At 37.1% G+C, this 13504-nt stretch carries 13 protein-coding genes and 1 pseudogene; 9 read left to right on the top strand and 5 right to left on the bottom strand.

All coding sequences use genetic code 11. The features are described 5' to 3' along the window. Positions 1-32 precede the first annotated feature (32 nt). Entirely contained in the window at positions 33-953 is a 921-nt protein-coding gene (locus VTHSUH11_RS04820) for a diacylglycerol/lipid kinase family protein (RefSeq protein ID WP_105092820.1), read from the bottom strand. A gap of 200 nt (positions 954-1153) precedes the next feature. Between VTHSUH11_RS04820 and VTHSUH11_RS04815 the strand changes: the two genes are divergently transcribed. After that, on the top strand, positions 1154-1876 hold the full coding sequence (locus VTHSUH11_RS04815; RefSeq protein WP_105092819.1) for a GntR family transcriptional regulator: 723 nt from the start codon (positions 1154-1156) through the stop codon (positions 1874-1876). Positions 1877-2107: 231 nt separating this feature from the next. On the opposite strand, the gene VTHSUH11_RS04810 is transcribed toward VTHSUH11_RS04815, so the two are convergent. Beyond that, positions 2108-2491, bottom strand: a complete 384-nt coding sequence (locus VTHSUH11_RS04810) for a helix-turn-helix domain-containing protein (protein ID WP_059364213.1) — start codon at positions 2489-2491, stop codon at positions 2108-2110. 134 nt (positions 2492-2625) lie between these two features. On the opposite strand from VTHSUH11_RS04810, the gene crcB reads away from it, so the two are divergent. Together crcB and VTHSUH11_RS04800 are read left to right on the top strand one after the other, a co-directional pair. Further along, a complete protein-coding gene (gene crcB, locus VTHSUH11_RS04805; protein WP_105092818.1) occupies positions 2626-3003 on the top strand; it encodes a fluoride efflux transporter CrcB in 378 nt (125 codons plus the stop codon). 99 nt (positions 3004-3102) lie between these two features. Next, entirely contained in the window at positions 3103-4077 is a 975-nt protein-coding gene (locus VTHSUH11_RS04800) for a molybdopterin-binding protein (protein WP_105092817.1), read from the top strand. Here the strand turns inward: VTHSUH11_RS04800 and VTHSUH11_RS04795 are convergent. From VTHSUH11_RS04795 to VTHSUH11_RS04785, 3 genes and pseudogenes are all read right to left on the bottom strand, one after another. Next, positions 4074-4303: pseudogene (locus VTHSUH11_RS04795) on the bottom strand (hypothetical protein). The gene VTHSUH11_RS04800 and the pseudogene VTHSUH11_RS04795 overlap by 4 nt on opposite strands. Positions 4304-4373: 70 nt before the next feature. Continuing rightward, entirely contained in the window at positions 4374-5183 is an 810-nt protein-coding gene (locus VTHSUH11_RS04790; protein ID WP_105092816.1) for a metallophosphoesterase, read from the bottom strand. A gap of 51 nt (positions 5184-5234) precedes the next feature. Next, positions 5235-6005: a DUF4931 domain-containing protein gene (locus tag VTHSUH11_RS04785; protein ID WP_105092815.1), complete on the bottom strand. Its 771-nt coding sequence runs from the start codon at positions 6003-6005 to the stop codon at positions 5235-5237. A 110-nt stretch (positions 6006-6115) separates the two neighbouring features. Here VTHSUH11_RS04785 and VTHSUH11_RS04780 point away from each other — a divergent pair, with 110 nt between their 5' ends. From VTHSUH11_RS04780 to VTHSUH11_RS04755, 6 genes are all read left to right on the top strand, one after another. Further along, entirely contained in the window at positions 6116-6637 is a 522-nt protein-coding gene (locus tag VTHSUH11_RS04780; protein ID WP_105092814.1) for an 8-oxo-dGTP diphosphatase, read from the top strand. A gap of 52 nt (positions 6638-6689) precedes the next feature. Next, the gene (gene mutY / locus VTHSUH11_RS04775; RefSeq protein ID WP_105092813.1) at positions 6690-7790 is read left to right on the top strand and encodes an A/G-specific adenine glycosylase; all 1101 of its coding nucleotides are present in this window, start codon (positions 6690-6692) and stop codon (positions 7788-7790) included. 69 nt (positions 7791-7859) lie between these two features. Continuing rightward, positions 7860-9044: a metallophosphoesterase gene (locus VTHSUH11_RS04770; RefSeq protein WP_105092812.1), complete on the top strand. Its 1185-nt coding sequence runs from the start codon at positions 7860-7862 to the stop codon at positions 9042-9044. Between the two features lie 229 nt (positions 9045-9273). Then, a complete protein-coding gene (locus VTHSUH11_RS04765; RefSeq protein WP_105092811.1) occupies positions 9274-9981 on the top strand; it encodes a hypothetical protein in 708 nt (235 codons plus the stop codon). Next, positions 9947-11164, top strand: coding sequence for an exonuclease/endonuclease/phosphatase family protein (locus VTHSUH11_RS04760; RefSeq protein WP_146104610.1), 1218 nt, complete (start codon positions 9947-9949; stop codon positions 11162-11164). Before VTHSUH11_RS04765 ends, VTHSUH11_RS04760 begins: the two co-directional genes overlap by 35 nt. Further along, a complete protein-coding gene (locus tag VTHSUH11_RS04755; RefSeq protein WP_105092809.1) occupies positions 11154-13397 on the top strand; it encodes a hypothetical protein in 2244 nt (747 codons plus the stop codon). The genes VTHSUH11_RS04760 and VTHSUH11_RS04755 overlap by 11 nt, the downstream gene beginning before the upstream one ends. Positions 13398-13504: the final 107 nt, after the last annotated feature.

Genomic DNA, 13504 nt, shown 5'->3' with positions numbered 1-13504 from the left:
TGCTGGACAACCAGTAAAGGGGGTTCAATCGCTTAGATAAGCGACTTTTTCTTTTGATGTTTAGTAGGTGCAAATACCTTGAGGACTTGAGGTAAAACCTCAAGGTCTACTGGCATAGATGGACCTGCATCACCATCCATGTTGGTTGGTAAATCACCTATATTACTTAATAATTCAATATGAGCTTTTTGTACTGTTAGCGTAGTCGTATTGCTTGAATTATAGATGGCTCCACTTAGAATAAGCGGTAAGACCTTGAAAATATCTAGAATAAAGTATTCTTTAAAGATAACGAGGCGCATATAACCATCATCGACAGAGGCCTCCGGCATAAAGCGTTCAAAGCTAGATACCACATTGGTGAGTAGTGCTAGCACTAGTGGTGATTTACAAATAAAATCATCCGTCTCTGTTTTGACACGGTATGTATAATCCTTTGTGGTGAATAGAGCTTGACCAGCACGCAAAAAGTAAGCCAGAGGACCTAAGATGCGCTTTTCCTTTGGCGTTACCTCTTCGATAACCTTTGGAATGACACCGGCTGCAATATTATTGCAGAAGTATTTATCATTGCAACGACCAATATCGATGGAGCGAACTTGGTTGATATCGAGGCGGCGAATTGCCTCTAATGGCCGTTGTGGAATGCCAAGAGCACGAGACATATCGTTAACGGTCCCCACAGGGATAAAGCCAAAGGTTGCTTTGAATCCGCCTTGTGCGATGCCGTTAACCGTTTCATTTACAGTTCCATCACCGCCCATGCAGAATACGGCATCAAAACCATCATCACAGGCCGCCTTGGCAAAACGAGTTGCATCATTAGCACCCGTTGTGAATTTTATTTCAATTGTGTCAAAGAGGGTACTCAATTTCCACTGTAAATCAAGGGCATATCGGCGTGCTGCACCGCCACCAGATACAGGGTTAATGATAACCAGACAACGACTCATATTGGTAACTTCCTTACTTTTAAACTATGACCATCTAGAAATTGACAGTCATATGCGCGAGATTTATAATTAGAGTGTATGTAACTATTATATATGCATGTGTTTGTATATAAAAATGCTTACATTTTATTATACTAATTTTAGGCGTTCATTGAAAGTATGAAAGCAAATAAACGTTAGAGGGGACCTAGGCTAGAAATATGACAAAAGACGTGAAAGGTACAAAAGAACCAAAAGAGATGTATCATTTTTCCGCTGTAGATTCAATTGAACGATTGCCGTTAAGTGAACAAGTTTATGTAACTTTGAAACAGGCTATTTTAACAGGGGAGCTATTACCGCAAGAAAAACTAAATGAAGTTAAAATCGCAGAACAGCTTAAGGTAAGTGCAACGCCAGTTCGCGAAGCTTTCAGAAAATTAGCAAAAGATAATCTTGTTGTTATCGTGCCATGGAAGGGTGTTACGGTTAAGGCGGATACACCAGAAGAAATCGTGGCGCTATACCAATGTCGCGAGGTTATGGAAGGTTTGGGGGCTCGTTTGTGTGCCCGTCACGCCACACCAGAGCAAGTGGAAGAACTTAAGGAATTGTGCCGCGAAATGCATGCTATTGAGGATGCAACTGCACGGGTAGAGGTTAACAGCCGATTCCATAGCATGATTGCGCAATTTTCAGGCAATGAGCGCGTTGTGGATTACTTATTAGATTTCCGTGAACGTGTAAATCGCGATATGTACTTGAGCTCCTTCAATGCAGTGCGCACTCATGACTGCGATGACGAACATGATCATATCGTAGACGCTATTGAACGCCATGACGAAGTGGCTGCAGAAAATGCGATGCGTCAACACATCAATAATGCTTTTATCTTTAAGCGGGCTAATGCGGAAATACAAGATAAAAAATTAAATGAAGTTTAGTAATTAAATAGATATATTAAAAAGGACCCTAGTTAGGGTCCTTTATTTTGCAAAGTCATATATAAGATACGTAAGGGGTTAGTATATTTTATATATGTAGTACATGTTAGTAGGAATTATCTTGTTTTCTAATGATTTTTATAAAATGAGGTTATTTTTATGATGCAAATATCAAAATTGAAAGTAAGTATGATTCAATTATATCTCTAGTATATATGTGCTAACTACATTCTAGAGTTCTTTCTTAAGTTCCAAAAAGCGCTGATGTGCTAATCGGAAAAATTCGACTCTTTCATAATGCTTTGAAAGATGTCTATTACAGGATTTGTAGTCTTGCGTACGAAGACGTAGCAATTGACTAATAGAAATATTGAGGCAATAGGCGATTTTAAAAACCACCTCGATGGACACACCTGAAATACCGTGTCCACATTCTAACTTGCTCAAATAGCTGCGGCTAATGCCCACGACATCGGCCAATTGTCGTTGTGAAATGCCCATTGACGTGCGCAGCGTAGATATTTTATGGCCCAAGCACATATACTGCTGCTGAAATTTTGGGTCCTGATAATGATTTCGTCGGTAGGCAGGCATTGTAAGTGTAGGATCTTTCATACGACCTCCTTTCCGATTCCTACCTTGTGCTTTTAGTATACTTAGCAAATACATTGTTGACTAATACGTAATATATGATAATTATTATGTATATATGATAATTACACGAATCGTTAAAGTGATGGAGTACTATTATGGAAAAATATATGGCTATCGCCTGCGGTGGTGCCTTAGGAGCACTAGCGCGAACAGTGGTAGGGGAATGGGTAATGGCGCGCTTAGGACCGTATCCTTTTGGTACAATTACGGTTAATTTAATCGGGTGTTTAATCATCGGCATCATCTTAGGTGCCTATCTGTGTAGACCTGATTGGCCTCAATGGGTTCGGTTTTTCTTGGTCGTTGGTGGACTTGGGGCTTTTACGACGTTTTCCACATTTGCCTTTGAACTATTGCAATTATTGACGGCTGGTGACTTTGGGGATGTACTATTCTATGGTGCTGTACAAATTTTAGGAGGTTTAGTACTCTGTGCCATCGGTATGTGGATTGCCAAACTCATATGTGCGTAAATGCATATTAGCCGCTATCATCCATATGATATAGTAAATGTATTACCATATATTACGTTTGATATGCATAAAATAGAATCTATGTTGAAAGGTTAAACTATGAAAGAAATAAACGTACAAGATGCTGTAGGGCATGCTTTGGTACACGATATTGTACGCATTGTTATCGGCGAGGTGAAGGATACGCCGTTTCGCCGCGGCCATGTGATTACGGAAGCAGATGTGCCAAAATTACTCGATCTTGGTAAAGAACATATTTATGTGATGGAACCAGAAGATGAAGGTTTCCTCCACGAAGAAGATGTGGCCCGTGCCTTGTATACTATCGCAAAGGGTGACCATATGCACGATGGTCCCATGGCACAAGGTAAAATTGAAGCCATTGCCGATGTTGATGGCTTACTCAAGGTCGATGTAGATAAACTATACGCTATCAATAGCATCGGTGAATTAACTATCATTACGAAATTGAATAATACGCCTGTGAAAGCGGGCGATAAAATCGGCGGTATGCGTTGTATTCCTTTATTGCTAGAAGAACAACAAATAACAGAGGCTCAAAAAATAGGTGGACCTATCTTAAACATAAAACCATTTGTACGCAAAACAATGGGCATTGTTACAACTGGTTCAGAAGTATTTGAAGGACGCATTAAAGATGCGTTTACACCTATTATCGAGGAGCGTTGCGCAGAATTTGGGGTGAAAAAAATCGCCCATGAAATCGTAACAGATAACACGGACGACATTGTGGCAGCCATCGATAAGGTGAAAGCAGCGGGTGCAGACATCATATTCTGTACAGGCGGTATGAGCGTAGATCCTGATGATTTAACACCGGGCGCCATTAAACGCTATGCAGATTGCGTAGTGACATACGGATTACCTGTACTGCCAGGCTCTATGGTGTGCATTGCTTACTGTGCAGACGGAACGCCTATCCTTGGCGTTCCAGGTGGCGTATTGTTTAGCAAACCAACAGCCTTTGATGAAATCGTGCCTCGCCTCATCGCAGATGATGAGATTACAAAAGAAGACTGTATTGCACTAGGCCATGGAGGGTTCTTAGGTTAAAATGATTTTTTACCTAATGTAGGATGGCTACACCGTTTTAATGTTAGCGTATCAATCATATGAACAGCTTCGTCCAATGTAAGGTCCTCTCGTTTTGTAGGTGTTTCGAGAACTGCTAACGGATGGTCTGTGCCTACTTCGCCGGATGGCAAGTAGATATATTCTTGATGATGGTGTCACCAAAGATATAGCCTGCTTGTAAATGCTCTTTATGAATGCGGCTCATAATGCTCCTTATATCGTATTGTATTTATAAACCTTAATGTTCCATATATGATGTAACATAAGAATCTTGATTACAATATTTTTTGTATTTTAAATTCTGCATAGTCTGCAGAAACGAGTTCTAATTTAGTATTTCCGAATGTAGTTGGGATTCGTTTGAATGACATCTGGTCGTGTAAATGACCGAATATACATATATCGACTTGGTAGCGCTCCATGAGGTCTGTAAAGCCTGATGGGGCGTTATTTTCGTTAAATGGTGGATAATGTAGCAAGAGGACCCGCGTTACAGGAAGTATTTCCTCGGTATTCTCTGTTTTACCGTGTTCCTTTTGCAATGCTTGGATAGCGTGCTCCATTTCTTGTAACGCCGCTTCGGTACGCATAATTTCTCTGTCATAGATAGACTGATCTGTATCTGGTTCAAAGCTAGCATCATCAGGACAAATATATCCGCGGGTGCCACCAAAGGCTAAGATGCATTGCTGTTCGGTGGACTGGCTTTCACCAGTTAAAGCATTAACCTGAGTGGTGAGATTGATGATACGGGCCGTACCGTGGCCTTGTAAAAAGGTAATAGCATCGCCCATGGCTTTTTTCATTTTGTTGGCAGAGGACCACCAATAATCGTGATTACCACGAATCATAAATTTTTGGCCCGGAAGGTTAGCGATTTCCTTGAGGTCATAAAGCGCTTCATCGAGGCGCAAAGCCCAGCTCATATCACCAACAAGAAAGGTAATGTCCTCATCGGTGACGGTGGTGAGCCAATGTTCTTTTATACGTTGCCAATGATTGTCCCAGTGGGGACCGAATATGTTCATCGGCTTAGTAGGTGGATTACCTGATAGATGAATGTCTCCAATGGCGTAAATGTTCATATATATCCTTACTAGAGTTCTCTCACGTACGGAACTCGTAGTAGAGAACTCTTATTTTAATTCAAAATAGGGGGTAATATTCCGCAAAATCTTAGCAGCTCGTTCATCGTTGCATGTTTGTGGAATTTTATAGCCAACGTAGAGCGGCGTTGTAATATAGCGAGGAATTACCTTGATATATTCGTAACCGTCCTCTAGTTGGTAGAAGAAATAGTTATAAGACTGGGAATATTTTGCTAAGCTATCTAGTACGTAGCGCACAGTTTGTTGTAAACGCATGGTAATAGATTTAGCAGGTGTATCTGGTTTAAAACGTAAATTATATTCAAAGAACCCTATAATAGGATGTTTGGATAAGGTAATACGAATATCTTGATCTTCGTGTAACAACCAGCCGTTCATGTTTTCAACGGTAATATCCTCGTGATAATCATAGGTGCGTAGGCCTATAATCTGGCTATGTGGGTGGCGTATGGAACCGCCAGACATGGGGCCGTGATTTTTAAAGAATAGAACGGATTCAAATTCTTTGGTGCTAATTGTTTCATGCCATTTATCCATGCCAAATTGAATAATACGTGTTGCTTCGTCGAGAGAGAGGGTAGATAATTCCCCTTGATCGCCTTCTGTTTCGATAATAACCGTAGGCCATGTATCCTTGAGAACTGGGTATTTATTCATGAGCCAAATGATGTGGCCATCTTGCGCCAAAATATCTGTTAGCTTAGAACGGTCGCAGAATGGACAGCGCACACTTGCATCTCGCATATTTACGGGCTTTGTACGGCCTAAGGCAATATCAAAAATAAGTGGTTCGTTCATGGTGCGCCTCCTTTCAATTTCATACTCTTAATCATACCATAAATGCCGCTATTACACATGAAATAATGGTATAATATAATAATAATTCTTACCAAATTATAGGAGGTCTTATGAAACCAACAACCTTGGTATTTCCCATAGACGAACAACATAGAATTTTGCTGGGCCGCAAGAAACGTGGCTTTGGTGCTGATAAATATAATGGTTTTGGTGGTAAAATCAATGCTGATGAAAGCTTTCGCCAATGCGCCGTGCGCGAACTATATGAGGAATCGGGCATACGCGCTGATGCGTCTGATCTAGAATGCGTAGCCCTTTTTGACTTTCAGTTTCCTTATGATGAAAGTCTAACTCATGTGGGTTATGTATATTTTGTGCGTGTTACCGATGTAAACCCCATTGAATCAGACGAGATGGAGCCGCATTGGTTTACATTCGCCGATGTCCCTTATGAGCATATGTGGGAAGGGGACCGTACGTGGCTTCCTATGCTGTTAGAGGGCAAGTTGTTGAAAGGGCCTATCCGTTTTGGTCCAGATAACAGTCATGTTGAGGACATGCGTTTAACAGAGGTCGATAATGTCATGGAAAGTGAATTGTTGGCTCGTATCGATGTATATATTAATGAATAGAGTGTAGTGAAAGTATAGGTAGTGCTTTCACATACACCTATATTGAGGAACTATGAAAGAAATGAATAACCCCAAGTGGGTGCCACAGTTGTTGGCGTGGTATGATGTGAATAAGCGGGATTTGCCGTGGCGTGACTGCGGTGACCCCTATAAGGTGTGGGTGTCTGAGGTAATGAGCCAACAGACCCGCATTGAGGCGATGAAGCCTTATTATGATAATTGGATGCGTTTGTTTCCTACATTAGAAGAGTTGGCAAAGGCATCCGAAGATGAAGTGGTCCACGCTTGGCAAGGCCTTGGTTATTATAGCCGTGCTCGGAACCTACGTCTAGGCGTACAAGATGTGGTGAATAATTATGGCGGCGTAGTGCCTCATAATCGCAAGGATATGGAATCCTTGAAGGGCGTCGGTTCCTATACGGCCGGCGCTGTGTTATCCATGGCATATGGCGAGCCAGAGGTGGCCGTTGATGGTAATGTGTTGCGTATCTATGCCCGTTTGTACGGCATATTCGATGATATTTTGGGTACAAAGGGCAAGAAGGCCATAACTGCTATTGTAGAGGACACATTGCCTCATGATAGACCAGGCGATTTTAACCAAGCCTTGATGGATTTTGGTTCAGCCGTATGTATCCCTAAGACGCCACGTTGCGGTGAGTGTCCCATTGTTAATACGTGTCATGCGTACCAACATAATGTAACCGATCAATTGCCTGTGCGTATCAAGAAAACAAAGGTTGTAGATGTGCCTGTTTTTGTAGGCATCCTCAGTTATGGCGACTATTATTTGCTACATAAACGACCTAATCGAGGTCTGTTGCGCTCCATGTGGGAATTTCCATCTGTAGAAAATGCAGATTCCTATGATGCGGCAGAATCTGGTTTAACTGAACTCGTAGGGGCATTGGGCTTTGGTTTATCCTTGCAACCAGTTATTGTGAAAGAATTAACTCATGTATTTTCTCATCGCAAATGGTTTATGAAGGCCTTTCGAGGCGATTTGCTGTATACTGGATCCCATACATCAATAGAATCGATACAAAAGCAATTACCGAAGGATTGGATGCTTATCAAACGGGAGGAATTCGCCGATTATGCTTGGGCAGGACCTCATGGTAAATTGACAGAATTATGTCCTATTGTAGAATAAATTTATGAGGCGAACACTGATTTTGTCTCAATGTATTAGCCATTACTTGATATACAGTTAGGAGCGTATATGCAATTAATTATAAATATTGTGTTTCTCGTGGTGCTAGCCATAGCCTTTTTAGGCTTTTGGGGATTGTACCTCTATTTATGGAAACCGAAAAAACTATGGCCTGCATGGCTGGCCTATATTTTGGTAGTCGCTGGTTGGTTCTGCGCGGTACGATACTATTTCTTATACCAAGTTGACCTATACGGAACACCGTGGTATGAATGGCTCAATCTATTTAGAACGGAAAGCTATGGCATAGTATTCGCCATATTCTTGTGTATACCAGTTTTCATTGTATTGGCCTTAATCTATGCACTGGTAAACCGCATCTCCCATAAGGTTCCTATCGAAGAACGGACAGGACGCCGTGCCTTCTTTAGAACCGTCGGTACCCTTGTACCTTTGGCTGCCATGGGTGGTGCTGGTTATGCTGCCTATGAGGGTCAACGAGAAATCGTTGTAACCCATGAAAGCTTTGGTTATACCAATCTACCGCCAGGGCTTGCAGACTATAAGATTGTACAACTCAGTGATATCCATATTGGGCCAAGCATCGACTTAGATGACTTTGACGAAATCTTGCGATTAGCACTATTAGAACACCCAAACCGCGTTGTCATTACCGGTGACCTTATCGATAAGATACAATGGTTACCTGAAGTCTGTGATCGCTTAAAGGTATTTGCAAAGCAAATTCCTGATGGGGTAGATTACATTTTGGGAAATCATGAATTTCATCACGATGTTAATAGAATCGTCAATGATATTAAGACTAAAACGCCATTAAATGTACTGATTAATGAGAATATTCAAATCATGGGTGGTAAACAGCCGGTCTATATGACTGGCGTATCCTATGACAATGAACGGCGTAAAGAAAACCGTGAAGCCATGATTGATAAGGCCTTGTCCGGTATTCCTAATAATGCCTTTGTTATTCTGTTGGCTCACCATCCAGAATTCTTTGATGAAGCCATCGAACGCAATGTGCCATTAACCTTGTCCGGACATACTCATGGTGGACAAATTATTCTCTTTGGTATGCCTTGGGTACCGATTGGTACACCATATGTAAAAGGTCGCTATACAGAGAAAAATAGCGTATGCTACGTCAATAACGGATCTGGACACTGGTTCCCTATTCGTATTAACTGTCCGAGAGAAATTACGGTTATTACGTTCTTTGACGGAGTGGCACAGTAAATAAATTAATCTATTATAATAGAGTTAACAGCTAGTTGATTAGGTTTTAATTAACTAGCTGTTTTTTGTAAACTCTAGTTCAAAGTATAAAAAGTTGTGCAAATTTATTAGTAAAATATTTAGTAGCTCATATTATTATTGATTTACTCTAATTTTAAATTGATAGTAATTTATATTGTGCTATAATTTGAATATGAAATTAAAATGAAGCTTTGTTAGGGAGGTTAGATTGTTAAATAGATTAGGAAATAGAATGAAGAAAGCCTCTTTTAAAATCTTAAAAGAACAAGCTGCAGATAAAGTGAATCGAATAGTTACAATTATTGAGAATAAGCATAATGAAATAAAATTGAGGTTAGAAGAAGATGAAGATTTAAAGTTTTTAGATGAATTATCTATTGAAGATTTAGAGCCATTGATAGCGATATTAAAATCAGAACAAAATCAACGTATTGATGTTGTTTATCAAAGAATAAATGCTATTACTGATAAAATAATTAATCGGGAAGATAAGTTGAATACTGATGATATTAAAGCCTTAGTTAGTTTTATAAAATCTGAAATACATCTTTTGGGAGGAAATACACTCGTTAATTTAGGACGAGGGAATCAAGGTGTAACATATAAGGAAATTGTCAAAGATGTATGTAAACGTATAGGTATAAATAAAAGCCGTCTACAGAACCAAGAGGATATAGAAGTATTAGAAAATTTCTTTTTTGAAGTATTCCAAGAACAATTTGATAAGCTACGTGCTAAATATGCTACAAAAGATAAAGATATAACATCGGATGAAATTGAAGATAAATTATTTAAACAATATACGAATGGAGCAATACAAACATTAATACCAACTAATTTAACTGGACCAGCTTGGAGAAAAACACTCCGAATAGTATTAATTGTTAGGAAACTTAGGAGAAGGAAGATTATTTAATCTAAAAGGAATATCTCATATTATGAAAATAAGGATTGCTTCGTTTAATATAGAAAAATTTAGTAGACAATCTGTGTATTGTACTAATGATGCGGAAAGTAGAAAAGACATAAAAATGATTGCCAAAATTATTCGAGAAAATAATTTTGATATTATTGCTTTGCAAGAAGTTTTTCATCCAGAAGCTTTGAAATATTTGTTAAGGGAACTTTCCTATCAAAATCCTGTAGATGTTTCTGTTAGTAGAATGGGAGCATACACTGCTCAGATTGCGGGTTTTAAAAGTGATACATGGGAAGCTAGATGGGCACAGCCTAAACCTAAATTTAGTAATATGGCAGCAGAAGGATATGCTTTTATATGGAATACTAAACGGATTGGATTATCTAGAAATATGAAAGGAAAGATTTTTGAACCACGGATTGCTGATTATGGGCATGCTTTTGAGTTAGTAAGACCACCTTTGATTGCTAGATTCACCCCATTAAACCGCTACTATGAAATTAGACTAATTAATACACATATTGTTTTTTCTATTAAAGATGAGGATAAACTGAGGACAAATCAGGATGGAGAGCAGATAAGCTCTTATACTAAATTAAGAAATTTGGAACTTCAAGTCTTGCTTAAGGGCATTTATAAACGATTTTCTAATATGGTTGTTGATTATCGAGGTATAGATAAGTATGCAAGAAACCTGGTATCCTATACATTTTTATTAGGAGATTATAATTTGAATTTACAGGATGTGAAGAATGTAGCAAGGCCATCTGAATGTCTAGATTTTAATAATTTGATTGGTTATATAGATGGGGATAAATCTATGTGGATTGAAACGGTTAATTCTGAAAGAACTACATTAAGAAAAACCGTTCGTTCAATTGATAATACATTGGATAGAGATATAATAACAGTTCAATCTAATGAAAGTAAAACTTATGAGGCAAAAGATTATTTGGCAAATAATTTTGATCATTTTTCTTTTGATCTTAATATGTTAGAAGACCATGGTATACATATGCCGAAATATGGGGTTGTTTTGGCATATGAGAATTATAAAGACGATGAGGTTAGCAATCGTTTTGAACAATATACTAAAAAGGTTTCAGATCATTTACCAATTTATTTAGATTTTAGTATAAAAAATACAGGAAAAAGTAAGGGGGAGTTTGATGATAGCTGATTTGGAGAAGAAACGTAGAGCTGCATATGCATTAAATTTATGTACAGTATCAGTATCACAAATAATTGATTATGAGGATCTTATAGTATTAGAACAAGAATATGAGGCTATATTAAATAACCTTAATTTAGAAGCTATGCCTAAGGATGAACCTTTATTATTAATAATAAAACAAATATTGGATGTTATTACTTTCTTTAGAATAGATAAGGTTGAAAGATCTGTTATTGAAGAGGAATATAATAAGCAAGTTCGAAATGCTATATGGTCAGCAGTACCTAATTTTGGTATGTTAATTGCGGGAGGTAATCTCATGACGACAGGTGTAGCAATAGCTACTCAAGTGGGTATGGGATATATGAATTATAGAAATAATAGGAATGAATATAAAAGGGAGAAAGATAATAAACTATGGCAATTACAAAAAGCTGCTATAGAACAATTTAATGGATTGCGTAGAGAATTATTTGCTACAGCATGGCGTCTTGCAGATAAATATGGATTTCCTGATAAGTATCGACTCACAGAGCGACAAATTACAAATTATAATAGGATATTATTGGATTCTAATATTATACGTAGATATGAACGGTTGGATGCCATAAAAGAGTGCTTTGAGGCATATCCACCATTTTGGTATTATTTAGGTAGTGTGGCAAATAAAATCTACCGTGAACGGAAGGATTTGAAGAGCAATTATTATAAAGAAATAGCGATAGATGCTTTTGAAAAATATTGGGAGATTAATGAGCAAGGCTTATTAAGGGAAGATCAAGTTGCAGCAAGTTGTGCACTAGAGTATATAGATATATTATTAGATTTATCAAATGATTCGATTAAGATTAATAGAATAGAAAAATTAATGAGACAAGCTATAGAATATTCTGGTCATTCTAATGATGTCTTACAGTGTTGTGCATTTTATAATTTGCGTATTAATGAATATGAAGAGGCTGCAAAGCTTTATAAATATTTAGTAAATGATTCTTATAATACACTTTTTAATGCTCAAATTCTTAGTTCTTTATATGTACGTTTAAATGATCATTTTAGATACCAATTATTAAAAGAATTGGTAGATGAAGATGGTAAATATTTATACCCATTTGAAAATGGTAAATTAGAATTAGGAGACCAAAGGTTTACAGAGCAACTTTTTAGTAACCTGAAGTGTCGATATAGATATTTCTTTGATAAGTTGAATGTTAAGTACAGAAATGAGTTCAAGAATATATTGTTTGGATATCTAAAACAATCTGGAGAAGAAATTTTATCTGATGATAAGATTTATGCGTCTATAGTATCATTTTTTACAGGTAGAAGCGCTTGGAATAAAGATAAATTTGAGAAATATTTTAAATCAAAAAATTATGGTGAAGCAATTATTTCGTTATTAAATCAATATATGGATGATATATCTACATTATCGGTGCTTACTAAAGACATTGGTTTAAAGAAAATCAAAGAGAATATTGAAATGAAATTGAGAGGTTTTTATAAAGAGCCCCAATATTCATTGGAATGGGGAAAGCAAACTTTAGATGTTAATAAGAAATTTTCTGATATACTAGAATATACAGTATTAATTTTATTTTCTAATTTTAAATCTATAAAAAGTACTATAGACTTATCTAAAATTCATATTTTAGATGAGGAGATAACTACTTTAGCTAATAAGAAAGAAATAATAATACCAGTTAATGTAATAAATAAAGTTATCATTAAAAAAGAAAAAAATAATCAATTTAAGTTTACTTTAGATTTTCTAGGAACTGATGGAAAGGTAATACAAGAAAAATTTGAAATATATAATGATTTAAGACAACTTATACAAAGTGTTTTTGAATCTTGTAAATTAGTACGTATTATTGCTGATACTAATGAATTCTTTAATAATCACCCACTTAGTAATGATAGTTTAAAACGTGATGCAATTAGTGTAGTTGAATTAATAAATGATAAACGATATTTGGTTTTCTCTGATTCTTACTTTTTCGTATATATGAATAATGAACACTCTCAAGCCCGACCTTATAATACTATGGGTAACGATAAATTTAAAGATGGAGATGCTATAATCAATTTTAAAGAAACATCAGTAATTAGTGATGTAAAAGATAGATTTATAGATGATATAAATAAATTAAAAACTGATTCTAAGATTGTTGAATGTATTCGGTGTTTGGCAAAAGAAATTATAAATTATAAAGACAGAAAAGAGAGAACAAAATAATAAGGACGCAATAGTCTATCCTTCAGTAATAAGTTTTACTGAAGGATTCAAGACTATAGCGTCCTTTTATTTTCCGTTCATTTGAGATATGAGAGGATGTTATAGAT

Source organism: Veillonella tobetsuensis (genome assembly GCF_002959935.1).
In the GTDB taxonomy this organism is placed as follows: Bacteria; Bacillota; Negativicutes; order Veillonellales; family Veillonellaceae; genus Veillonella; species Veillonella tobetsuensis.
Note: the sequence above shows the minus strand (reverse complement) of the source record. Positions and strands in the feature narration are given on the sequence as shown.